Source organism: Nitrospirae bacterium CG2_30_53_67, assembly GCA_001873285.1.
Lineage (GTDB): Bacteria > CG2-30-53-67 > CG2-30-53-67 > CG2-30-53-67 > CG2-30-53-67 > CG2-30-53-67.
On sequence record MNYV01000020.1, the window covers coordinates 1 to 24,616 of the forward strand.

Annotated in this window: 22 protein-coding genes, 1 pseudogene and 1 other annotated feature; of the genes and pseudogenes, 13 read left to right on the forward strand and 10 right to left on the reverse strand. The window is 51.9% G+C overall.

The window, feature by feature from the left end; translation table 11 throughout:
• Positions 1-235 precede the first annotated feature (235 nt).
• The 3 genes from AUK29_00990 to AUK29_01000 form a co-directional block, all read right to left on the reverse strand.
• Positions 236-1,159, reverse strand: a complete 924-nt coding sequence (locus tag AUK29_00990; protein OIP66291.1) for a DNA adenine methylase — start codon at positions 1,157-1,159, stop codon at positions 236-238.
• Between the two features lie 10 nt (positions 1,160-1,169).
• Entirely contained in the window at positions 1,170-1,997 is an 828-nt protein-coding gene (locus tag AUK29_00995; protein ID OIP66292.1) for a restriction endonuclease, read from the reverse strand.
• A gap of 237 nt (positions 1,998-2,234) precedes the next feature.
• Positions 2,235-3,212: an integrase gene (locus tag AUK29_01000; GenBank protein ID OIP66293.1), complete on the reverse strand. Its 978-nt coding sequence runs from the start codon at positions 3,210-3,212 to the stop codon at positions 2,235-2,237.
• A gap of 252 nt (positions 3,213-3,464) precedes the next feature.
• Between AUK29_01000 and AUK29_01005 the strand changes: the two genes are divergently transcribed.
• Positions 3,465-3,734, forward strand: coding sequence for a toxin (locus tag AUK29_01005; GenBank protein OIP66294.1), 270 nt, complete (start codon positions 3,465-3,467; stop codon positions 3,732-3,734).
• Entirely contained in the window at positions 3,715-3,939 is a 225-nt protein-coding gene (locus tag AUK29_01010) for a CopG family transcriptional regulator (GenBank protein ID OIP66295.1), read from the forward strand. Before AUK29_01005 ends, AUK29_01010 begins: the two co-directional genes overlap by 20 nt.
• A gap of 202 nt (positions 3,940-4,141) precedes the next feature.
• On the opposite strand, the gene AUK29_01015 is transcribed toward AUK29_01010, so the two are convergent.
• From AUK29_01015 to AUK29_01045, 7 genes are all read right to left on the reverse strand, one after another.
• Complete coding sequence (locus tag AUK29_01015) at positions 4,142-5,437, reverse strand: phosphomethylpyrimidine synthase (protein OIP66312.1); 1,296 nt, start codon at positions 5,435-5,437, stop codon at positions 4,142-4,144.
• Position 5,438: 1 nt separating this feature from the next.
• Positions 5,439-6,071: a thiamine-phosphate diphosphorylase gene (locus AUK29_01020; protein OIP66296.1), complete on the reverse strand. Its 633-nt coding sequence runs from the start codon at positions 6,069-6,071 to the stop codon at positions 5,439-5,441.
• The gene (locus tag AUK29_01025) at positions 6,068-6,844 is read right to left on the reverse strand and encodes a thiazole synthase (protein ID OIP66297.1); all 777 of its coding nucleotides are present in this window, start codon (positions 6,842-6,844) and stop codon (positions 6,068-6,070) included. The genes AUK29_01020 and AUK29_01025 overlap by 4 nt, the downstream gene beginning before the upstream one ends.
• A 91-nt stretch (positions 6,845-6,935) precedes the next feature.
• Positions 6,936-7,136 carry a thiamine biosynthesis protein ThiS gene (locus tag AUK29_01030; protein OIP66298.1) on the reverse strand — a complete coding sequence of 67 codons (201 nt, stop codon included), beginning with the start codon at positions 7,134-7,136 and terminating at the stop codon, positions 6,936-6,938.
• Positions 7,114-8,454, reverse strand: a complete 1,341-nt coding sequence (locus AUK29_01035; GenBank protein OIP66299.1) for a [FeFe] hydrogenase H-cluster radical SAM maturase HydG — start codon at positions 8,452-8,454, stop codon at positions 7,114-7,116. The genes AUK29_01030 and AUK29_01035 overlap by 23 nt, the downstream gene beginning before the upstream one ends.
• Before the next feature lie 2 nt (positions 8,455-8,456).
• Positions 8,457-9,266 (reverse strand): thiamine biosynthesis protein ThiF, encoded by an 810-nt coding sequence (locus AUK29_01040; protein OIP66300.1) that lies wholly within the window; start codon positions 9,264-9,266, stop codon positions 8,457-8,459.
• Between the two features lie 113 nt (positions 9,267-9,379).
• Positions 9,380-9,484: a binding site (TPP riboswitch), on the reverse strand.
• A 12-nt stretch (positions 9,485-9,496) separates the two neighbouring features.
• The gene (locus AUK29_01045) at positions 9,497-9,715 is read right to left on the reverse strand and encodes a hypothetical protein (protein ID OIP66301.1); all 219 of its coding nucleotides are present in this window, start codon (positions 9,713-9,715) and stop codon (positions 9,497-9,499) included.
• Positions 9,716-9,808: 93 nt separating this feature from the next.
• Here AUK29_01045 and AUK29_01050 point away from each other — a divergent pair, with 93 nt between their 5' ends.
• The 11 genes and pseudogenes from AUK29_01050 (at position 9,809) to AUK29_01100 (ending at position 23,717) form a co-directional block, all read left to right on the forward strand.
• Positions 9,809-11,131, forward strand: a complete 1,323-nt coding sequence (locus AUK29_01050; protein ID OIP66302.1) for a hypothetical protein — start codon at positions 9,809-9,811, stop codon at positions 11,129-11,131.
• Positions 11,132-11,287: 156 nt separating this feature from the next.
• Positions 11,288-12,985 carry a type II secretion system protein GspE gene (locus AUK29_01055; protein ID OIP66303.1) on the forward strand — a complete coding sequence of 566 codons (1,698 nt, stop codon included), beginning with the start codon at positions 11,288-11,290 and terminating at the stop codon, positions 12,983-12,985.
• 107 nt (positions 12,986-13,092) lie between these two features.
• Positions 13,093-14,217, forward strand: a complete 1,125-nt coding sequence (locus tag AUK29_01060) for a type IV pili twitching motility protein PilT (protein ID OIP66304.1) — start codon at positions 13,093-13,095, stop codon at positions 14,215-14,217.
• A gap of 37 nt (positions 14,218-14,254) precedes the next feature.
• Positions 14,255-15,466: a pilus assembly protein PilC gene (locus AUK29_01065; GenBank protein ID OIP66305.1), complete on the forward strand. Its 1,212-nt coding sequence runs from the start codon at positions 14,255-14,257 to the stop codon at positions 15,464-15,466.
• 77 nt (positions 15,467-15,543) lie between these two features.
• Positions 15,544-17,250, forward strand: coding sequence for a hypothetical protein (locus AUK29_01070; protein ID OIP66306.1), 1,707 nt, complete (start codon positions 15,544-15,546; stop codon positions 17,248-17,250).
• Entirely contained in the window at positions 17,251-18,627 is a 1,377-nt protein-coding gene (locus tag AUK29_01075) for a Fis family transcriptional regulator (protein OIP66307.1), read from the forward strand.
• Between the two features lie 171 nt (positions 18,628-18,798).
• Complete coding sequence (locus tag AUK29_01080; GenBank protein OIP66308.1) at positions 18,799-19,143, forward strand: hypothetical protein; 345 nt, start codon at positions 18,799-18,801, stop codon at positions 19,141-19,143.
• The gene (locus AUK29_01085) at positions 19,140-20,297 is read left to right on the forward strand and encodes a hypothetical protein (GenBank protein OIP66309.1); all 1,158 of its coding nucleotides are present in this window, start codon (positions 19,140-19,142) and stop codon (positions 20,295-20,297) included. Before AUK29_01080 ends, AUK29_01085 begins: the two co-directional genes overlap by 4 nt.
• Positions 20,298-20,709: 412 nt before the next feature.
• Positions 20,710-22,005, forward strand: a complete 1,296-nt coding sequence (locus AUK29_01090) for a DNA (cytosine-5-)-methyltransferase (protein ID OIP66310.1) — start codon at positions 20,710-20,712, stop codon at positions 22,003-22,005.
• Positions 22,006-22,344: 339 nt separating this feature from the next.
• Entirely contained in the window at positions 22,345-22,893 is a 549-nt protein-coding gene (locus AUK29_01095; protein ID OIP66311.1) for a hypothetical protein, read from the forward strand.
• 161 nt (positions 22,894-23,054) lie between these two features.
• Positions 23,055-23,717 (forward strand): annotated as a pseudogene (locus AUK29_01100) (site-specific DNA-methyltransferase).
• The last annotated feature ends 899 nt before the right edge of the window (positions 23,718-24,616 follow it).

A 24,616-nucleotide genomic window follows, 5' to 3' on the forward strand; every position in this document is an offset into this window, starting at 1 on the left:
AAAAATGGGCGCTGTCCCTATTTATTCGTTATTTATTCGTCCAAAAATGGGCGCTGTCCCTATTTATTCGTCCCGGGTAATATTGAACTCCCGGCAAGTGGCCTAACGACAAGCATAAGCGGCGGCGCTTTTTGCCGTCCGCTTGATGCGCTTGTTATGTGTATTTTTTCTTTCATTTATAATCTTGCCCGTCTTTCTCAACTAAAACAAGGATGGCGGAAGCTGATTCTCTTCATTATTCAACAACCGCCTTATATTCCGCTATTTGTTCAAATAGAGTAAGTTGTTCAATTCTTTCGGTTTTATACTCGATTGGAATTGCTTTAAAATTCGTAATAAGGGCTTCAACCATAGGGTTGCGATTAGTTTCTTTTCCACCCACATGATAAAAATGTTCACGAGTTAGTATGTCGTAAGAATTCCAGAGCGAATCTATATAGTCATTCTTTCTATAATCGTTATGATGCCATGTAGACAGAATGAATGACGAGTTAGCCTTTTGCAGAGAACTGAAAAGCTCCTTTTCTTTTTCTTCTTCCCACCCATTGAAATAATCTGTATGTCTATCAATGTATGGTGGATCACAATAAATCATGTCATTTGAATTAGCCATTGCAATTGTCTTTTTAAAATCCTGGCATAAGAATTTAAAATCATTAAACTGAAGCAAATAGTAAACATATTCAATCTGATTCACTATTTTTGTGACATACGCTTGTGCGAAACGCTCTGGTTTACGGCAAAACGGAACATTAAACCCCCCTTTGCGATTAAATCTTATCATCCCGTTAAAACATGACCGATTAAGGAAAATAAAATCTAATGGATTATGTTCATTATTAAATCTATCTCGAATTTTGTAATAATGGTCTTCGCCCTTCTCCAATAGAATTGCTCCTTCTCTTTGGAGGTATTCTTTTGCCTTTTCTGGTGTTATGTCCTTTTTTTGTATAGCAGTATAAAAATTGATTAAATGTGGATTGGAGTCAGCCATTATAGCTTTTTTCGGACATACATTAAATGCTACAACACCAGTGCCCATGAATGGCTCTATCCAAGTACCAGTAAAGGGTTCAGGAATAATACTGTTTATCCAAGGTACTAATTTTGTTTTTATACCCTGTGATTTTATCGGAGGAACATATATTTTTTTGTTCATTAAGAGTCCTTCATTCCCCTGTACGTTTAGGGACAATTAGTTTTGTATCGCCTTTTTTATATTCAACAAACTCTTTTAGATTTGAAACTGTCACTGCTTCATTGTTTTCATTTGTCGTTTTTATTTTCTTATAGTTTATCCAATATTCATCAAACCATTTTTCTCCAAGTTTTGAGAACATACCACGACCATTTATAATATCCTCAATATGTGTAATGCTACCAATATTAGCTGTATTACCGCTCCCCCCCTTATCACTTGCAATTTTCCATTTCTCAACAACAAAAAAATTGAAATCTTTAACGACAGAAGATATTGATTTGAGTTTTGAAATATCATAAGATTTCGTTTCATCAATCGTAACACCGTCAGCCCTGCTATATATGATACCCAAACAGAAATGACCAGAATAGTCGCTATACGGAAACTGAATGTTCTTGGTGCTTTTACGATTTTGAAAATATTCGCCATGCGAACCCAGCGTAAATCCATTACACAAGTGGGATTTTGCAGGGTTCTTATATGTGGTTTTGAAATCAACTGCAAATTTTATTTTTTCATTCGAGGTCTTTACAAATGAAATGTCTGGATAATAATTTTGATGTTCAGCTAATACAATTTTGTAACCATATTTAGACGCAAATTCCATAATTTTGGGAAAAAGGTGAATTTCAAGGATTTTAGACACAATTTTTGTGTCAGCAGAAATTGTATAGATGTTTTTAAATATGTCGATAAATCCCTTAACAGTCCATTGTCCATCTTTTGAACTTATGTGGGATTGAAATGTTTTTACAAATTCTTTTAATTGGTTTTCAAACATTTCTTTTTCACTCATTTTTTTTCCTTTTTTTGCAAGCCCTGTGGACGGTGCGCATCCAAGACGGGCGAATTTTTTAATACACATAACTATTGTATATATAGTTTCTTGATAAAACCTATGGACTGCTCGAATGCTATATAACACACCTTCGTACTCTTTCCCATAAGCTCATGTCTTTCAACGACTTGAATCCTTTCCTCCAAATTTGCGGGGTGATATATGGTTTCTATATAACACCCCGCAGCTTCCGGGCTACAATGAGTCAGCCGGACTGCGGACTCCCTTGCCGCCCCGGTTTAGAACGTGGGTGTAGATCATTGTTGTCTTCACGTCCTTATGACCCAGAAGTTCCTGTACGGTACGGATATCATAGCCATCGGACAGCAAATGCGTGGCAAACGAATGCCGGAATGTGTGGCAGCTCGCACGCCTGATGAGACCGGCCTCACGGACAGCCTCGGCCACCGCCTTCTGAACAAGGGACTCGTGGACGTGATGTCGTCCCTGCTGGCCGGTCCGGGGATTCAACCACCGCTTCTCCTGCGGGAATACCCACTGCCAGCGCCACTCTGCAGCGGCATTCGGATATTTCCGATCGAGGGCATAAGGCATTTGGACGCGGCCCCACCCTTCAGAGAGGTCCTTTTCATGGATGGTCTTGTTTTTCTCCAGGCGATCCTGAAGGGGTTGTTTCGTTGATGCAGGGAGCATGGTAACCCTGTCTTTCGCGCCCTTTCCGTCACGAACTGTGATCTCGTTCCGGGCGAAATCGATATCCTGAACCCGCAGCCGCAGGCATTCCATGAGCCGCAGCCCCGCGCCGTACATCAACGAGGCCATGAGCCACTTGTCACCTGTCAGGTGGGTGAGGACGGCCTTCACTTCATCGCGTGTCATGACCACGGGTACACGGTGAGGCCGACGCGCCCGGATGACCGCTCCCAGATCGCCGACTTCTTTGTTCAGGACGTGCCGGTAAAGAAACAACAGGGCACTGAGTGCCTGATTCTGCGTGGATGCGCTGACTTTTTCCTTGACGGCAAGATGGGTCAGGAAGGCGTTGATCTCGGGTTCGGCCATCTCGGATGGATGGCGTTTGTTGTGAAAGTAAATGAACCGCCTGACCCACAGGCAGTAGGTCTGTTCGGTCCGGCGGCTGTAATGGCGCGAACGCAGGGCCTCGCGCATCTGGTCGAGGAGCCTGGACTTTTGGGGTTGTGGAGGCCGCATGGTATCAACTTTAAAGGTTATGGGGCAAGAGCTCGGCAGGCAATTAAGTTTAGGCATGGTTTGCACCCTGGTTTTAATGATTTGGCAGTATATCTTCAGGGAATTACGCCTGTCAAGAATAATTATAACCGGAAAGGGGATGATAAAGAAGTACACTATGCATGGATAGACCGACCGTGAACTGGATTGAGAAGCATCGAACCAAGAGGCATTTGATTGACAATAGGTATAGTTTAGGTATAATTATTATATATGGAGTTTGAATTCGACGCCAGGAAAGGCGAGGCCAACAAGATAAAACATGGGATTGACTTCTACGAAGCCCAGGTTCTGTGGGATGACCCGGATTTGATTGAGATCCCCGTAAGAACCAGTGATGAACCAAGATTACTTGTAATCGGAAAGATTGGGGGGAAGCATTGGTCAGGGGTTATTACCTATCGGGGCAATAGGACAAGGATTATTTCGGTACGACGTTCGAGGAAAGAGGAGGTTGATATCTATGAAAGCAAAAGAGTTTGATGAAAAATTTGATAAAGGCGAGGATATTTCGAAACATCTGGATGTGTCAAAGGCAAGAAGGCCTGAGCACGAGCAGAAACGGGTGAATGTTGATTTCCCTTTGTGGATGATCCAGTTGTTGGACAGAGAAGCAAAACGTTTGGGTGTGCCTCGGCAATCCATTATCAAGCTCTGGGTCGCAGAGCGTCTTGAAAAGGTGACTTGAAAGGATCCGCTACACAACTACTTGACGTTATGACGCTACACTTGAAAACATGAAAACAATTACCAAGAGAGCAACCATATACCTCGATTCCCAGATCCATAGAGCTCTGCTACTCAAAGAAATAGAGGCGATTCAGAAGAAAGATCGTCTGCGCATCATGGAAGAGAAAAACCCATTCAGAATATAGTGAGAACAACTCGACTCAGGGGGTGCGGGGACGCCCGAGGTATTCATTCATCCCTTTGATGGCGCAGAATTCCCCGCACATGGAGCAGACCTCCTGGTCTTGCGGAGGCGACGACTGCCGAAGGGACCGTGCCCACTCCGGGTCCAAAGAGAGCCGGATCTGTTCCTCCCAGTTGAGCGCCCGCCTGGCCTTGGCCATGCTCACGTCCCGGTCCATGGCGCCCGGGATCCCTTTGGCAATGTCCGCGGCATGGGCCGCGATTTTCGACGCGATGACACCCTGTCTCACGTCCTCGACCGTCGGGAGCCTCAGGTGCTCGGACGGGGTCACATAGCAGAGGAAGTCTGCGCCTGCGGCTGCGGCCAATGCCCCTCCGATGGCCGAGGTGATGTGGTCATAGCCCGGCGCGATATCCGTGACCAGGGGCCCGAGCACGTAAAACGGCGCGCCGTGACACAGGGATTTCTGCATCTCCACGTTGGCCTTGATCTGATGGATGGGCACATGCCCCGGCCCTTCGATCATAACCTGGACTTCGGCCTCCCGGGCCCGGCGGGTCAGCTCGCCCAGGGTGATCAGCTCCTGGATCTGAGCTCGGTCCGTGGCATCGGCCAGGCAGCCGGGCCGCATGCCGTCTCCGAGACTGAGACAGAGGTCATAGCGCCGGGCAAGATCGAGCAGGCGGTCGAAGTCCTCGTACAGCGGGTTCTCCCTCTCATGATGAATCATCCACTCCACAAGAAAGGAACCCCCTCGGCTCACCACATTGAGAAGGCGGCCCTGATGCTTCAGGGCTTCCAGCGCGGAAAGGGTGACTCCGCAGTGGACGGTGACGAAGTCCACGCCTTCGGAGGCCTGCCGCTCGATCACGTTAAAGAGATCGTCGGCGTTCATCTGCACGATCCCCTTCTTCTGCTCCGCGGCCAGAAGGGCGGCTTCATAGATCGGTACGGTCCCGACCGGAACAGGAAACTCCGAAAGGATCCGGCCGCGGATGGCCGGAAGGTCGCCGCCTGTGCTCAGGTCCATGAGGGTGTCGGCCCCGGCCTCCACGGCCGTGCGCGCCTTTGCCATCTCTTCGTCCGCCTGCGCGTGGTCTTTTGAAGTCCCGATGTTGGCGTTGATCTTGGTGCGAAGCCCTTGCCCGATCCCGATGGGCACGCCGTTCTTCCGTGCCCGGCTCTTCACGATCACGATCCTTCCGTCCGACACGGCTTGGGCGATCTGTTCGGAGGCGATCCCCTCGTTCTCGGCCACCTGGTTTACCTCAGGTGTGATCTCTCCCCTGCGTGAGGCGCTGATCTGGTTCATGTCATGTCCTTTCATTGATGAGAGAGATAAACTCCCTGGCCGCCTTCCTTACATCCGTTGCGGTTAGGATGCCGGAGATCAGGGCGATCCCGTGGGCTCCGGCATCGAGAACCGCGTGCGTATTTTCCTTGTTGATCCCTCCGACGGCGAAGACCGGGATACGGATCTTTCGAGTCACCTCGGAGAGGCGGTCGAGGCCCACCGGCGGGCCGTACGCCCTCTTGGACGGGGTTTCGAACACGGGTCCGAATGTGATGAAGTCGGCCCCGTCTTCCTGGGCTCGTGCCGCCTCCTCCAGAGAATGCGTGGATACCCCGATGTATTTGGAATCGCCTATGATCTTTCGGGCCTCGGCCGCTGAATAACCGCTCTGCGTGAGATGAACGCCGTCCGCCTCCACGGCCGCGGCCAGATCGGCGCGGTCGTTGATGAAGAGCCTCGCCCCGAACTCCCGTGTGAGCTTGCGCAATTCCAGTCCTGTCTCAAAGATCCTGCGGTCGCTCCAATCCTTCTCCCTGAGCTGTATGGCCTGCACCCCCCCCTCAAGCGCCTCCCGAAGCTCGGGAAGCAGGGCCTCATCCTTGACCTGGCGCCGGTCCGTGATCAGGCAGAGCTCAAAATCTATTGGTTTCATGATTGAATCAGCCCTTCCACCGGGCTGCTCGCCGAGGCGTAGAGTTTCTTGGGGATTCGGCCGGCCTTAAAGGCCAGCCGCCCGGCCTGAACGGCGTGGTTCATGGCGCGGGCCATCATCACCGGATCTTTGGCCCCGGCAATCCCCGTGTTCATGAGCACGGCGTCGGCGCCCAGTTCCATGGCGATCGCGGCATCGGATGCGGTTCCCACACCTGCATCCACCACCACCGGCAAAGAGACCGTTTCTATGATAATCCGGATGTTGTAAGGATTGCAGATCCCGAGGCCCGATCCGATGGGCGCGCCCAGGGGCATGACCGCCGCGGCCCCCGCCTCCTCAAGTTTCTTGGCCATGATGGGATCGTCATTGGTGTACGGAAGCACGATGAATCCCTCTTTGACGAGCACGCGGGTCGCCTCGAGCAGGGCCTCATTGTCCGGGAACAGGGTCTTGGGATCTCCGATCACTTCCAGCTTGACCATGTCCGAGATCCCCGCGGCACGGGCCAGACGGGCCGTGCGTACGGCTTCATCGGCCGTGAAGCACCCGGCCGTATTCGGAAGGATCTTGTATTTTTTCGGATCAATGTATTCGAACAGGTTCTCCTTGGACGGATCCGTGATGTTGACCCGCCGGACCGCGACCGTAACCACGTCCGCGCCCGAGGCCTCCACGGCGAGCCGGGTCTCTTCAAAGTCCTTGTATTTGCCGGTCCCGATCCAGAGCCTGGATTTGAATTCGATCCCCTCAATAACCAACTTGTCTTCCATGATTTCTCCCTTCTTTGATCACTGATCCTCTCTACTTTTGCTGTCTTCCGTTCTTGCTGTCGTCCGTCCTCTGTCCTTCCGCCCGCCGCTCCTATCCTCCCCCCACAAAGCTTACAATCTCAATCCGGTCCCCTTCATGGAGGGGCGTCTTATCATAGGCCTCGGGCGGAACGATCTCACGGTTTCTCTCCACGGCCGCACGGGCGCAGGAGATCCCGATCTCTTCGATCAATACAGAGAGTAAGATCCCATCGGCAACGTCTTTTTCTTCACCATTGACAAGAATTTTCATCTCCACCTTTCTGTTTTATTTCAAATTTCAAATTTGAAATTTCAAATTGTTTCTGCGTGGCGCTGCCGGCATGTTCTCTCAGATATTCCGTGAGAGACGAAAGTGCATGGGTGAGGCAGAAATCCCTGATCTCCCCTTTTCCCGCCTTGGTACGAAACCGCTCTCCGGTCCGGCCGGCCCGGTAACAGGCGGTGCAGAGACTGGGGAGCAGGCCGGCCCCGAGGACCGAACGGACTACCTCTTCCAGGGATCTTGTGTCGTTCAAAGAGAATTGGGATGTGCCCCCGCCCTGGTCCGGGTGGGTATACCCTCCGATGTCGGTGCGGGAGCCGGCGCTGATCTGCGATGCGCCCAGATGGATGACCTGATCTCGAAGGTCCGCGCTCTCTCGCGTGGAGACCACCACTCCGGCATAGGGGACCGCGATACGATAGACGGCCACGATCTTCCTGAAGTCCCGGTCCGAAACCGGGAAGGGCGCTTGGATAAGGGCCGCTCCTTCTGCGGGCATCAGCCGGGGAACCGCAATGGTGTGCGGGCCTGCGCCGTAATGCTCTTCCAGATACCGGGCGTGAGCGATCAGGGAGAGGACCTCAAACCGGTAATCGTACAAGCCGAGAAGGGCGCCCATGCCTACATCCTCAAATCCCCCTTCCATGGCCCGGTCCATGGCCGAGAGTCTTTTATGATAGTCATGTTTTAAACCGGAAGGGTGCATCCTCTCATAGGTCTTTCGGTGATAGGTCTCCTGGAAGCACTGATAGACCCCGGCGCCCGAGGCCTTGAGCCTTGAAAAATCCTCTACGGTCATGGGCGCGGCATTGACGTGAACGATGCGGATGCCGGTCTCCCTGTAGACGGCTTCCACGGCCGCAGTCAGGTATTCCACGGATGAAGCGGATGGGTCCTCGCCTGCCACCAGCAGGAGACGGCGGTGCCCCTTGCCGTAGAGGAAAGCGGCCTGCTGCGCGATCTCCGGGATGGAGAGGGTCCTGCGGTCCGCCTGTTGATTGTCCCGGCGGAAACCGCAATACAAACAGTTGTTGATGCACCGATTGGAGACGTACAAGGGGGCAAAGAGGCCGATCCGTTTTCCGAAGGCCTTTTCCTTGATCTCTCTTGCCGTGCTGTAAATCATATCCAGGCATGGTTCCCCGCTCACATTCAGAAGGGCCGCAGCCTCATCCAGTCCAAGGCCCTCCCCTCTTGCGGCCCGGTCCAGGATGTTCCTTATCCCATCGGCTTCCACCGGACCGGTCTGCATCAGGGAGTGGATGTATTCGTCATCGATTACGAGGTCATGAACCCTCTCCGCCATCTTTATTTTTCACCTTCCTCTCCCAGCAGAATACGAAGGACCAGGCTGGCCTGGTGGTGCGCGGCCACGCCCACCCGGGGGGACATCAGTCCCACACCAGGCCCGGCGGCCGTTGCCCCGTCGCCGACCATGAAGCATCTGCCGGAAAAACGTGTAATCCGAATCTCTTCAGAAGGTCCGTAGCCGGCCAGGCCCGATACCCCCACCACGAAGCTCTCCGGAAGTTTTGAAAGAACCGTGTTACAGAGCATGGCCTTGGCCTCCGGGGTGTCGAAGGCCTCCACCACCACCCGGGCGCGCTTCATGATGCCGGGGAGGTTCTCGGGGCTCAGGCGCACCTCATACCCTGTGATACGGATATAAGGGTTGATTCTTTTCAGGTTCCGGATCGTCGCCTCCACCTTGCTCATGCCGATCTGGTCCGTAAAATACTGCTGCCGGTTCAGATTGGACGGCTCCACCACGTCATAGTCCGTGAGAATCAACTCTCCTATTCCAAGCCGTGCCAGCGCCACGGCCACTGTGGAGCCGAGCCCGCCGAGTCCTGCGATACCCACCACACCCTTTTTTACTTTTTCGTGAACCCCGGGGGTATGACGGGCCGTGACCAGGGTTTGAAACTCCTCTGCAGAAGGGGTTTCCCCCCGCCGGATCAGGACGATCCTGTCTCCTGGGCTGAGTCTACAGTTTTCCCGCACCGGAAATCCGTTGACGATCAACAGATCGGCATCCGGCTTGAATGCCTTGTGAATGTCAAATAGGGTCCACGACTCCAAAACGTCATGATAGCTTTCGTTAACCTTGATCTTCATCTGATTTTTCTTTAAACCAGAATCCGAGGGCTGTAAACTGAATGATTGGGAGATCCGGATACGAAAGGATTATCCGGTGATTTGGAAGGATAGGCATCCCCGGCCGGTGCAAACCATCATCCAAACCGCTTCCCTACGCTGGCATTACCCAGATCAGGTTCAAGGGGTTGCCCGTGTTTTACAGGCTCTCAGTTGTTACAACTCCCCCAGGGTTTACTGGAGATTAGACATTAGCAGAACCGGCTCAGCATGTCAAACGCTTTTCTCTCGGCGGGTTTGTAAAAGCTGTCGAGGGTCTTCAAAAGGCCTTTTTTCTGCAGGATGTTATGGCATCCGTCTCCCCATGGGACAAGAAGGCGGCATCCGCCCGGATTTGCAATTGACTCTACAGGCGATATATGTTTAAAATGGTTGATGATCAAGGAGTTATCCATCTGATTTTGATCCATCTATCTCTATCTTGGACCCAGTCTGAATACATCCAGGGCGGTTTCCCTGAAAGGTGAGGGGTGAAAAGTGTTTAAAAAGACCGGGCATTGATCATGAACAGCATCAAGAGAACAGACGGACTCAAGATCATGCGTGTCCACCCCGGGTCCAAGGCCGAGAGGTCCGGAATCAGGGAGGGAGATTTCCTGCTAAGGATCAACGGCCGTCTCATAGAAGATCCGATTGATTACCGTTTTTTTGAAAGCGAGGAAGATGTCGTTATTGAGATCGAACGCGAGACGGCCCATCACCGCATGGCATTAACCAAGGAAATGGATGAAGACCTCGGGCTTGAACTTAAAGAGCCGCGTTACAGGACATGCCGGAACCACTGCATGTTTTGCTTTGTCCGTCAGATGCCCAAGGGTCTGCGGAGATCCCTGTATGTGAAGGACGATGATTACCGGCTCTCCTTCATGCATGGGAACTATATCACACTGACCAACCTGACCCAGTCGGATTTTGAACGGATTTTTCAGCAGCGTCTCTCCCCGCTCTATGTTTCAGTTCATGCCACAGAGGATGCGGTCAGGCGAAGGATACTGGGGAATCCGGAGGCCCCTTCTATTCTCCCGGCCATGAAGCGCCTCATATCCGGCGGGATCCGTCTGCATACGCAGATCGTCTTGTGCCCCGGCGTTAATGACGGGGCGGTGCTGGATCACACGGCGGGCGAACTGATGGATCTCTGGCCGGGCGTTTCCTCCGCGGCCGTGGTCCCGGTGGGGTTGACACGGCACCGAGAGAATTTGGAGCCCCTTCAGGGGATAGATCCGCATTATGCCGGGTGGGTCCTGAATCAAGTCGAGGCCTTCCAGAAGATATGTATCCGGCGGTTTTCAGAGCCGTGGATCTTTGCCTCCGATGAATTTTACCTGACCGCCGGCCGCTCTTTTCCTCCCGTGAAGCGCTATGGGGAACTCCCCCAGGTCGAAAACGGCGTCGGCATGACGCCGTTGTTTGTTCAACAGGTGGAAAAGGCGCTGAATCGTCTTCCCAAAGATCAGGCCGGGAGAAGGTATGTCATCGGGACAGGGGTATCGGCCTATCCCGTCCTTCACAGGCTGATTCAGCGGATTATGGATCAGACCGGATGCAGAGTGGACCTGGTCCGGATCAGGAACCGGTTCTTCGGGGATTCGGTCACGGTTTCCGGCCTTCTCACCGGAAGTGACCTGATGGATGCCTTCTTGAAGCATACCCATACCGGCGGCCCCATCATCCTCCCGAACAGTATGCTCAGGCTTAAGAAGAGGACCTTTTTGGACGGGATGAACATACGCGATGTGGAAAAACAGATAGGCTGGCGGCTCCGGTTTGTGGAAAGCAGCGCGGAGGGGTTTTTGAGCCCTTTTTTAAAAGTTAGAATTCCTTAATTTCATTAGAGAAAAATACTTTCCCCTGGATCAGAATAGACCTTGACAATTTTGGTCACCATCAACTAAAATTTTAATATAGGCAATGTGACTGTTCCTTCATGGATCCAGGATGCCGTACGCGTCCGGGATGCGGTCGGCTGAGGAGGTTGTTTCATGGCAGGGAGATTAGGCGCCCTCTTGATTAACGCGAATCTGATCAGTGAAGAGCAACTGCAGAAAGCCCTTGCCAAGCAAAAAAAAGAAGGCGGAAGACTCGGAAGCAGCCTGGTTCACATGGGATATATCAAGGAAGACAGCCTGATCGCCTTTTTAAGCCATCAGTACGGCATCCCGTCCGTTGATGTTTCAAAGTTTGAAATCGACCGTGAAGTGATCAAACTGATTCCCTCCGAAGTCGCCCAGAAATACATGATTATCCCGCTCAACCGGACCGGTTCGACCCTGACCATCGCCATGGTCGATCCCTCCAATGTCTTTGCCATCGACGATGTCAAATTCATGACCGGGTACAATGTGGAACCGGTGGTTTCTTCGGAGGCCGCGATTAAAGAAGCCATCAACAAGTATTATGACTCATCCGACATGCTTCAGACCGTGATGCAGGATATCCAGGAAGATATCAATATTGATATCATCGAAGATACGATAGAGGATGTCGACATCGGGGAGATCAAGCAGGCGGTCGAGGAAGCCCCGGTCGTCAAACTGGTCAACCTGATCCTCGCTGAGGCCATCAAGAAGGGGGCGAGCGATATTCATATTGAACCTTATGAAAAGGATTTCAGGGTTCGTTACCGGATAGACGGCGTGCTCTACGAGGTGATGGCGCCCCCGAAACGGCTCAAGGATGCCCTGACCTCCCGCCTGAAGATCATGGCTGAGCTGGATATCGCCGAAAGGAGGCTCCCACAGGACGGCCGCATCAAGTTGAAGATGAAAGGCAAGGAAGTGGACCTCCGTGTTTCCACCCTGCCGACCCTTTTTGGGGAAAAAGTGGTGATGCGTATCCTGGACAAGAGCAACCTCATGCTCGACATGACCAAGCTGGGGTTTGAGGCCGAAGAGCTGAAGAAACTGACGAAAGCCATCTTCGCCCCCTACGGCATGGTCCTGGTCACGGGGCCGACCGGGAGCGGTAAATCCACAACCCTTTATTCCGCCCTCGGACAGATCAACAAGCCGGAGATCAACATCATGACGGCAGAGGACCCGGTGGAATACAACCTTTTTGGAATCAATCAGGTCCAGATGAAGGAAGAAATCGGGTTGAACTTCGCGGCCTCTCTCCGATCCTTCCTGCGTCAGGACCCGGATGTGATCATGGTGGGTGAGATCCGGGATTACGAAACCGCCGAGATCGGGGTCAAGGCGGCCCTGACCGGTCACCTGGTGCTGAGCACCCTCCATACCAATGATGCGCCGAGCACCATCAACCGACTGCTGAACATGGGGATCGAGCCATTTCTGGTCGCCTCTTCGGTGATCCTGATCATGGCCCAGCGTCTTGCCCGGAAGGTCTGTTCGGAGTGCAAACAGCAGGTGGAGATTCCGGAAAAGACCCTGATTGATATCGGACTTACGCCCAAGCAGGTCTCAGAGGTCACCATCTACCAAGGCGCCGGATGCGCGGCGTGCAACAATACCGGATACAAAGGCCGGTTGGGCCTCTATGAAGTCATGCCTGTGGATGAGCACATTCGTGAACTCATCCTTGAAGGGGCCTCTGCGGCGGAGATCAAGCAGGCCGCCATTGAAAACGGGATGATGTCCCTGCGCATGGCCGCATTGAATAAGTTGATGAGCGGTGTCACCACGGTTGACGAAGTCCTCCGGGTCACCTTCGGAGACTGACGTGAGGGCGAGGGTTGGAGATCCAGGTTAAAACTTTTTTTGTTTCAGGCGCCGTTCCCGGGCGTGATGAAATATAACAAGCCGAGATTTTTTTATAGGAGGGTTCAATGACCCTGAGTTTACATCAACTGTTGAAAACCATGATAGAAAAAGGCGCATCGGATCTGCACGTCACCACGGGTTCCGCACCCCAGATACGGGTAGACGGAAAGCTGATGCCCTTGAATCTCCCGCCCTTATCCTCGGCTGAGACCAAGCAGCTCTGCTACAGTGTGCTGACCGATGCGCAGAAACACCGTTTTGAAGAAGAGAGCGAACTGGATCTCTCCTTCGGGGTCAAGGGGCTCAGCCGGTTTCGGGCGAATTTTTTTATGCAGCGCGGGGCCATGGGCGGGGCCTTCCGGACCATACCCTACAAGATTCTCACCTTCAGCGAGCTGGGGCTTCCGGCCGTTGCAGAGAAACTTTGTGAAAAACCCAGGGGATTGATTCTGGTGACGGGCCCCACGGGAAGCGGAAAATCAACCACCCTGGCCTCCATGATCGACAAGATCAACAGTGAACGGCATGAACATATCATTACGGTTGAGGATCCCATTGAATTTCTGCACCATCACAAGAAGTGCGTGGTGAATCAGAGAGAGGTCAATGCGGATACCAAGTCTTTTAAAAACGCCTTGAAATACATCCTGCGTCAGGATCCCGACGTGGTTCTGATCGGGGAGATGCGGGATCTGGAGACGATCGAGGCCGCCCTGATCGTCTCCGAGACCGGCCATCTGGCCTTCGCCACGCTCCATACGAATTCCGCCGTCCAGACGATCAACAGGATTATCGATGTCTTCCCATCCCATCAGCAGTCGCAGGTCCGGGCCCAGCTTTCCTTTGTTCTTGAAGGAGTGCTTTCCCAGCAGTTGCTTGCCAAGGCCAGCGGAGAAGGACGCGTGCTGGCCATTGAGGTCATGATCCCGAACGCGGCCATCCGGAACCTGATTCGAGAGGACAAGGTCCATCAGATCTACTCGTCCATGCAGACCGGGCAGGAACAGTTCGGCATGCAGACCATGAACCAGGCGCTCTATGACTTGTATAAAAAACGGTTGATTACCTATGAGGATGCATTAGGGCGCTCCACGGTGCCTGAAGAGATGCTGGTGATGCTGCAGAGAGGCGGCGCCGTTGGAAATAATGACGATATGAGAAGCCGCCGTTCGTCAAAGGTGAAATACTAAAAACAAACAGCAGTCAAATATTTCCTGGAGATGAATTATGGAAGCTTTCAAGTATGCTGGGAAAACAAGCGCCGGGATCATCAAGAAGGGCGTCATACAGGCGGCCTCGAAAGACGAGGCCATGTCCATCCTGCGCCAGCAGGGGATTCGCGCCACTTCAGTGAAACCCAAACCCAAAGACATTGAGATCAAAATCCCCGGACTGGGGAGGGGAGTCAAGGAAACGGAGATCGTGATCTTCACCCGGCAGTTTGCCACGATGATCGATGCGGGACTCCCTCTGGTTCAGTGCCTGGATATTCTTTCCTCCCAGACTGAGAACAAGACCTTTGCAAAGGCCATTGCCGCCGTTAAGCAGGACGTCGAAGGCGGATCCACCTATGCGGATGCCTTGCGCAAGCACCCGAATATTTTCAATGATCTTTATGTCAATATGGTGGAGGCCGGCGAAGTCGGCGGCATCCTGGATACGATTCTCAACCGTCTGGCCGGCTATATTGAGAAGGCCGTTAAACTGAAGAAGAAGGTGAAGGGGGCCATGGTCTATCCGGCCGTGGTGTTGAGCGTTGCTGTGATCGTGGTCGCCATCATCATGGTCTATGTGATCCCCGTATTTCAGAAGATGTTTGCGGGGTTCGGAAGCGCTCTTCCCGCTCCGACACGGCTGGTGATCGCGATGAGTGTTTTTGTAAAAGCAAACATTGTGTTTATGATCATGGCCATTGTTCTTTTCGTCATTGCCTTCTCCCAGGCCTACAAGAGGTCCCAACGCTTTAAGAAAGGGGTCCATATTGCTCTGCTTAGGTTCCCCTTGATCGGCACCCTGATCCGAAAAGTGGCCGTGGCCAAATTTACGAGAACGCTTGGGACGCTGATCAGCAGCGGTGTGCCGATCCTGGACGGGCTTGAGATCGTGGCCAAGACCGCCAACAACAAGGTTATCGAAGAAGCGGTCATGAAGACCCGAGAGAGTATCCGGGAAGGGAAAACCATTGCGGAACCCCTCTCCGAGACCAAGGTCTTTCCGCCTATGGTCGTTCAGATGATCGGCGTCGGAGAGCAGACCGGCGCTCTGGATGCCATGTTATCCAAGATCGCCGACTTCTACGACGAAGAGGTGGACAATGCCGTGGCGACCCTGACCTCCATGCTTGAGCCGATCATGATGGTCTTCCTGGGCGGAACCGTCGGGTTCCTGGTCGTGGCCATGTACCTGCCGGTCTTCAAAATGGCGGAAGTCGTCCATTAACCCGGTCCGGTTTCATTCCGGTTTAAAACCGGCTTGCCCGGGATGAATCCGTGAGGCCGATGTCGGGTCGTTTTCTCATGTCCGAAAGATTTGAATTACATGATGATGACATCACGAACCGCTTGAAGTGGCTCATGCTCATGCGCATGATCCTGGTGACCTTCCTGCTTGGGGTCACGCTGATCGCCGGCTTCAAGAGCCGCAGCCAGGAAGTGGTTTCGTCATTTACGTCGCTCTATCTCCTGATCGGATACTCCTATCTTTTTACGGGTTTTTCTGCGGTTGTATTCAAATATGTGAAGCGGAAGATAGGGCTGAGCTATTTCCAGATCCTGGGCGATATCGTATTCATCACCGGAGTTCTTCAAATCACCGGCGGGATTGAAAGTCCTTTTGTCTTTCTCTATTTTCTCTCCATCATCAGCGGAAGCATTCTTTACTATAAGCGGGGGAGCCTGTCCGCCGCCGCCTTGAGCGCCCTTTCTTATATGGTTCTCTTCTATTTCAACACGGCAGGCTGGTCCTGGTTCCATGCCGGCGGTCATTCCATAACGGAAATGACGCAGCTGTATTACCGGGGTTTCCTGAATCTTTTTTCGTTCTTTGTCATTGCCTTCTTAAGCAATGAGCTGGCGAAGCGTCTGGAGACGGCCGGGGAGGAGATCAAGGAGAGAGAGGACAGGATTGAGGATCTGCAGGTCTTGCATGAAAATATCATCCGCAGCGTGACCAGCGGCCTGATCACGACGGATCAAAACGGCATGATCACCTCGGTAAACCTCTCTGCAGAGAAGATTCTTCAGATGTCCATGAATGAGATCCTTCACGCAGGAGTCGTCCGGATCTTCCCTTATCCCGAAGTCAGGGGCTACCTGAACCGTCATGTTTCGGATGATGATGAAGGCTACAGCCGGTTTGAAATAACCCATATCAGCCGGCATGGCGATGAGAAGACCCTGGGTATGACTCTGTCGCGCCTTCGGAACACGAAGGGCGACTATACCGGTTTTCTTTGCGCCTTTCAGGATCTGACCCGATTCAAGTCCATGGAAGAGAAGATGAAAAAAAGAGAACAATTGGCCGTCATCGGCGAGCTTGCCGCGGGCATCGCCCATGAGATCCGAAATCCCCTTGCTTCCATGAGCGGCTCCATCCAGGTGTTACGATCCGAACTCGATCTCAGCAAGGAGAACAGAAGGCTCATGGATATCATCCTCAAGGAGACGGACCGGCTGAACAGCCTCATCGGGAACTTCCTGATGTATGCGCGCCCGCGTTCTTTGGAGTGCAGGCCTGTTCGGATCAAAGAGCTGATAGACGAGGCGGTCACCCTTCTGAAAAACAGCGGAAGGATAGCGGCTTCGATCCGGATCGAAACGGATATCGAAGAAGATACGGAAATTTTTGCCGACCCCGTTTCCATCCGCCAGGTGTTTTGGAATCTTGCGGTCAATGCCGTTGAAGCCATGCCGGAGGGCGGCATCCTTCGGGTGTCGGTCAAGGCGCAGGACCGGAAGCTCTCCAAAGAGAAAGGGAGCACGGGATTTGTGCGGATGACGGTCTCGGATACGGGCGGGGGGATCGATCCTGCGGCCAGGAAAAAACTCTTCTTCCCTTTCTATACCACCAAGGAACGCGGGTCGGGGCTGGGGCTTGCCATTGTCCATCAGATTGTACAGCAGCATGCGGGCTGGATCGATGTGGTCAATCATCCCGGATCGGGAGTGGAGTTCCATCTCTATCTGCCTGAGGCCGCCCCATCCATGGTCTTGAATGGAGTATAGATGGATCCCATTTTAATCGTTGACGATGAAGAAAGCATGCGGGAGTTTCTCTCCATCATGCTGAAAAAGGAAGGGTACGCCGTGAAGACGGCGGAGAGCGCCGGTGATGCCCTCCGCATGATTGAAAAGCAGATCTTCGCCCTGGTGATCTCAGACATCAAGATGCCGGGTATGGATGGAATCCAGCTCCTATCAGAGATCCGGAAGATCTCTCCGGATACGCAGGTTCTCATGATCACAGCCTTCGGTTCCACGGATACCGCTGTGGAAGCCATGAGGAAAGGGGCCATCGATTATGTGGTCAAGCCCTTCAAGGTGGACGAGATCAAGATCATTATTGAGAATGCCCTGGAGAAAAAGCGCCTGGAGCAGGAGAACGTCCTTCTGAAGCAGGAGCTTTTGTCGCTCGGCGGACTGGACCGGATCGTGGGGAAGAGCCAGGCCATGCAGCGTGTTTTTTCGGTCATTCAGAAGACGGCCAACAGCAAGAGCAATGTCCTGATTACCGGGGAGAGCGGCACCGGCAAGGAGTTGGTCGCCAGGGCCATCCACCGGCTGAGCCAGCGGGCGGACAAGCCGTTTGTCAGCGTGAACTGCGGCGCGCTTCCCGAGAACCTCTTGGAAAGCGAACTTTTCGGTCACCAACGCGGGGCCTTCACCGGCGCGGTGGAGAACAAGATGGGGTTGTTTCAAGCGGCGGATGGAGGGACGATCTTTCTCGATGAGATCGGCGAGATGACCCCTGCCATGCAGGTCAAGATTCTGCGCGTCCTGCAGGATCAGGAGTTCCGCAGGATCGGCGGGATTGAGGATATCCGTGTGGATGTCCGCGTGATTGCAGCCTCCAATCAGAACTTCGACCGGATGGTCAAGGAGAAGAAGTTCCGTGAGGATCTCTATTACCGGCTGAATGTCATCCCGATAGAGGTTCCAAGCCTGAGAGAGAGAAGAGAGGATATCCCCCTGCTGGTGAGCCATTTTCTCAAAAAGTATTCCCCAAACGGGGTTCTGACCGTAACACAGGAGTGCATGGACCTTCTGGTCCGGCATGAATGGAAGGGAAATGTCCGGGAACTTGAAAATATCATTGAGCGGTCCATTGTGATGATGCAGGGGGACCGGATTACCGTTGATTGTCTTCCCAAGCATATCCTGGAGGGGGCTGAATCCTCCGGAGATCTCACTGTGGAGATTCCTGCAGACGGAGTGGATTTCGACCGGGTCATCTCGGAGATCGAAAAGGATCTCCTCCTCAAGGCGCTTCATAAAACCGGGTGGGTCAAGAAGGAAGCCGCCCTCATCTTAAACATGAGCTTCCGTTCCTTCCGCTACAAATTGAGCAAGTACGGCATCAGCAAGATTGATGCCGAAGACTGACGGAATCCATTACTCTGACTCTCCCCATATCAGGCCTGTTCCTGAGTTCTGCGGCTTTTCTAAAAAATCCGGCGCTTGAATTTTAAATCGGCATGTGATAACGTACCCGTTAAAGGTTCACGGCATGCAGGAACTTTGACGTTATCATAACCCACCCATGGGGAGAAGGCCATGCTGATACTCAAGATGATAGTCACGCTGATCATTTTTCTCGGTCTCCTTTTTTTTGCAAATCAGAACAGCACGGATGTTTCAATTTATTACGGCATGAAGGGCCCCATCCAGCTCCCCCTCTTTCTTGCGATCCTGATATCATTCCTGGCCGGAATGATCATCGCGTTATTCATCAGCTATATTGAGAAGTTTAAGCTCAAAGGACAAATTCGGGCTCTCAGGAGAGAGAAAAAGGCGATGGAAGGGGAACTGAACTCCCTTAGGAGAATGCCCATACTTGAATCCATGACCCAAAGACATCCTGAAGAAATCCCGCCGGATGAGCCCAAGGGGATCGTATGATCCATCCTCAGATCGAGACGATCCTTCTGATCGGGATAGGATTCCTTGCAGGGGCCGCCCTCGTCCGGATCCTTCCCAGGAAAGACCACGTCTCCAAGAATCAGCAAGAGGGCCGTACCGGCTTTTACAAAAGTCTGAACTATATCCTCTCCAATGAGCATGATAAAGCCATCGAGGAATTCACCCATATGGTGGAGCTGGATTCCGAAACCGTGGAGGTCTATCTTGCCCTGGGAAGTCTGTTCCGCTCCAAGGGCGAGGTCGGCCGGGCCATTCGGATTCACCAGAGCATCATCGTCCGCCCTTCACTGGACAAGAGGATCAAGGTCCAGGCATACTTTGATCTGGCCCTGGACTACCAGAAGGCCGGTCTTTTCGACAACGCAATCGAAACATTCAGGGCCGTTATTCAGTTGGACCCCCATCATTTCCAGGCGCACCAGCGCCTGGAAAAGATCTACGAAGAGGAGAAGAGCTGGGACAAGGCCTTCGAGATCCAGAAGAAGATCCAGAAACTGACCAACACCAAGGACACCATGGTGCTGGCGCATCTGGAAACCGAAAAGGCCAAGCGCCTTCAGGAGCAAGGCCCGATAGACGATGCAATCCAGGGCTACAGGAGGGCGATACAGATCGACCGCAGATGTGTGGATGCCTATCTGCATCTCGGCGACCTGTTCCATGATCAGGGAAAGTACCAGAAGGCGATCGGCATCTGGGAAGAGGTTTCAGAGCTCATCCCGGAATATGCCTTTCTGACCTACAAGAGGCTGGAGAATGCCTATTACGAACTCGGCCGGTACGAGGAGATGGGGGAGATCTATAAGAGAAATGTTACCAGGAATTCCAAGGATGTCCAGAGCCGGTTGGTCCTGGGAGACCACTACATCAGAAAAGGGGAGCTAAACGACGCCGCCCAGGAATACCAGGATGTCATCAGGATCAGTCCGAATTGCATTGAGGCCCACCGGAGGATGGCGGAGATCCTGGTATCCCAGGGAAAGATGGATGAACTCAAACGTGAACTGGAGATGGTGATGACGATCTTTTCCACCAAATACCTTTTTTACCATTGCAGCGGGTGCGGTTTTGAATCCAAGAATATCCTCTGGCACTGCCCCCAGTGCAAGAGCTGGGATACTTTTGTCCATTAAAACCGGAATTCGTTATTCGCCCGTGGCCGCCTTGTGGAGTTTGATCTCCACCATATCAAAGCTCCCTTTTCAATGATCCCTTTCTATCAGAATTAATGCTGAGGACCACGGGCATAAGTCGGCTTGGCCTGATCCTCCTCCTTTACGAGTCATCAACCGCCGGTATGGGAACCATGCATTAGAATGATCTTGACATGAATATCTATTGGGTGATAAATAACCCTTAACGGTAAAAATAGAAAAAGTGGAAGGCTTGTTTTCTGAAACTTACTTGCATCAGCAGAGGGAAGATTAAACATTAAATAGGGCGCTGTCCCTATTATTTTACTAACACGTAATATCATGACAATAATTGCCTTTACTACCTCCCGTTCTTTTTGGTATGATGATTGACAAATGATACGGACATCCCATGACGAAAAATAGAAAATACGATAAAACCAAAAAGGACATCCCTCTCGTTGCGGAAGAAGAAGCCGTTTATCTGGCACGAGTAGACGGAACATTACAGGATGTAAAATTAAAACCCAAGCTGATTGATCTATTCGCCGGTGCCGGCGGTATGACGCTCGGATTCACGAAGTTGACCGGTCATGGTTTTGAGCCGGTTTGGGCGAACGATTTTAACGATCATGCAGCAAGGACGTACAATGCCAATTTCGGCAACCATTGTATCGTCGGCGACATTGTAAGCATTCTCGAAAACCCACGTACTAAAATTCCGAAAGCCGACGTAGTCATCGGCGGCCCACCCTGTCAAGGTTTCAGCCTTCTCAATAAGAACCGAGACGACGACCCGCGCAAGCAACTATGGCGACCGTACATGGATATTGTAGAACGCTCCGGCGCCTCCATTTTCGTCATGGAAAATGTCCCCCAAATGCTTGATTCTTTCGAGCATGGTGAAATCATCGGAGTTGCCGAATCGCTGGGTTTCAAACTTCGCTGGGCTAAGTTATGTGCAGCGGATTACGGCGTATCGCAAACAAGATGGCGTGCTTTCATAATAGGCTGTAAATTCGCAGACCCTGAAGGTGTTTTCCCTCCGAAAAAAACAAACTACAATATCAACAACGGTTATCGCAAAGCGTTTTCTGAAGAGTTCGACTCATATATTGTGAATCCTTCGCCGTGGAGAAACGTTCGCGATGCCATCGCCGATCTGCCGCCGCCGGTCGGAACGGAAATTCGGGACATCCCGCCCCCGCTTGACCTTCACTTCGGACGTACGCCTACGCCGATGAGTATGAAACGTTATCGCGCTATACCGAAAGAGGGGATGAATCGATTCGACCTTCAAAAGAAAGCGCCGGATATTACTCCTGCATGTTGGATTCGCAAAACATCCGGCGGTACTGATCTATTCGGAAGGCTCTGGTGGGATAGGCCGTCTTTTACTATAAGAACGGAGTTTTTCAAACCGGAGAAAGGGCGCTATCTTCATCCCGTGCAGCATCGGCCTATAACCCACCGAGAGGCTGCGAGACTGCAATCATTCCCCGATGATTTCAGATTCGTCGGGACAAAGATAGAAGTAGCGAAACAAATAGGCAACGCAGTCCCGCCATTGTTGGCCGCGCGCATCGCCGATTGTGTATACACGTTGCTTCTGTCCAAGGAAATAAATCGATGTCGGACGTCTTCAGCAGGAAAAAAAGAAGCTGGATTATGGCGCGAGTTTCAGGTAGCAACACAAAGCCTGAAATAATCGTCCGAAGAATACTTTACGGCTTGGGTTTTCGTTATCGTATAAATGTCCGAAAGTTGCCAGGCACTCCCGATATTGTATTATCGAAGCATAATAAAGTGGTCTTCGTTCATGGCTGTTTCTGGCATGGCCATAAAGGCTGTAAACGTTCCAAGAGGCCAACTACGAATGTCGCTTTTTGGAACAGGAAAATAGACAAGAACATCGAGAGAGACAAAAACGGTTTAAAAGAACTTCGGCGGCTCGGTTGGAAGCCGCTGGTGATTTGGGAATGCCAGACAAAGAAACTCGAATCACTGGAAAAAAGGCTCGTTCGCTTTTTCAAATAGGGGGTGCTTAATGGGATCGAAAGACAAACTGCGGGCATATCTTGAAGCGAACGTAGGCAAAGTTCTTAAGACGGCTACACTTCGCAAGGTCGCAGGCGTAAGCGAGTACGCACGAAGACTTCGAGAATTACGCGATCAAGAAGGCATGCAGATTCGCTCCCATATCGACAGGCACGACCTCAAACCCGGCGAATACGTGCTTGAAAGTCTAAAGAGAATTCCGATGCTGGGACGCGGCATATCACCCCAGCTACGTAATGAAATTCTTGAGCGCAACGGTTTCACCTGCCGACTATGCGGTGCCGGATCTACCGACCCCGATCCATTCAATCCTTCTCGAAAAATCCGGCTTCATATCGACCATATCATTCCACTGAGCCAAGACGGCACAAACGATAAGAACAATCTGCGAGTGCTCTGTTCCGCGTGCAATCAAGGCCGATCAAATATTCAGCCGCTTACCGAATCTGCTCGAAATGTTTTGGCCCGTATCCGTCGCCTTCCTCGTGCATCTCAAAAAGAAGTTTATGAAGCGTTGAAGAAGGCATTTGCAGAATAAAGTTCGGCCTGATATATCCTTGTCTTTACAATACGCGATGAACGTCCAACAAGCGGCTCGACACCGTCCGGGCTTCGCCCGGCGGGTCAGCCGCGCGTTATATTTTCCATCACGCCCCTCGGTCTGACACCAGGTAGAACACCGAGAAGAAGAGGATTTTCATGCCACGACTGACCGAACAAGAACAACAAGAGATCATCCGTTTTCTGGAGGCGGGCAAACCGCTGCCGGACAAATTTCGTTTCCTGCTCTTTGAGGACAAGCGCGAGGTCGAATTGGTCTGGAACGGCAAGACCAGCGAGGTCTCCAATATCGTGCTGCCCTTTCAGGTGATCGAGCAGGTGGACGAGCCGCGCGCCGAAAGGCCAGAGGACACGTCACCACAAGGATTGCTTTTTGACGAGCGCGGCCGCCAACTCAAGGGCTGGACAAACAAGCTCATCTGGGGTGACAACAAGTTGATCCTCTCATCGCTGAAGAACGGCCCCCTGCGCGAGGAGATTGAAAAGCAGGGCGGCCTTAAGCTGATCTACATCGACCCGCCCTTCGACGTCGGCGCGGATTTCAGCATGGACATCGAGATCGGCGGCGACACCTTCACGAAAAACCCCAACATCCTGGAAGAGATTGCTTACCGCGACACCTGGGGCAAAGGCACGGATTCCTTTATCGCCATGATCTACGAGCGGCTGGTGGTGATGCACGATTTGTTGGCCGAAGACGGCAGTATTTATGTCCATTGTGATGTGAGAGTTGGAAGTTTTCTAAAACTCGTGCTAGATGAAATTTTTGGTGAAATTGGTTTCAATAGCATGGTCATCTGGAAGAGAAGATCAGGCATAGTACAAAAGACAAATCAGTTTGGAATTACGACTGATTTTTTATTCTATTACAACAAAACTGATGAGTTCACGTTTTCCCCCCAGTTTACAACAGAAGACACAGAGGACTATATCAAGGAAAGATATACTTATAAGGAACCAGGTGGAAGAGTTTACAAGCTTGGTGATTTAAGCAATCCCGCGAACAGACCTACCCTGAAATATGAATATAAAGGATATGCTCCTCCAGAAAAAGGATGGGCTGTTTCCCGAGAACGAATGGAGCAAATGGATAAGGAGGGAAGATTATATTTTCCGAAAGACAAAGCTAAAAGATTAATGCGAAAACAATTCCTGGATGAATGGAAAGGTAAACCTGTTCAAAACCTATGGGATGATGTTTTTCCTGTTAACTCGCAGGCAAAAGAAAAAGTTGACTACCCCACGCAAAAACCCGAAGCCCTTCTTGAACGCATCATCAAAGCCTCTTCCAACGAAGGCGACCTGGTTGCCGACTTCTTCTGCGGCTCCGGTACCACCGCCGCCGTGGCGGAAAAGCTGGGGCGCAAGTGGATCGTCAGCGATCTGGGCAAGTTCGCCATTCACACTACCCGTAAGCGTCTGATCGGCGTGCAGCGGGAACTCAAAGCCGAGGGCAAGGACTACCGCGCCTTTGAAATCCTCAACCTGGGCAAGTACGAACGCCAGCACTACATCGGAATAGAACCGCTAATAGACGCGAATGCACGCGAATCAAAAGAAGATATTGGCGTTCATTCGCGTTCATTGGCGGTTGAAGATGTTTCCCGCCGGGAAATGCAGCGCCGGATCATCGAACAAAAAGAAAAGGAATTTGTGGAACTGATCCTTCGCGCCTACCGCGCCGAGAAGACCGACGGCTT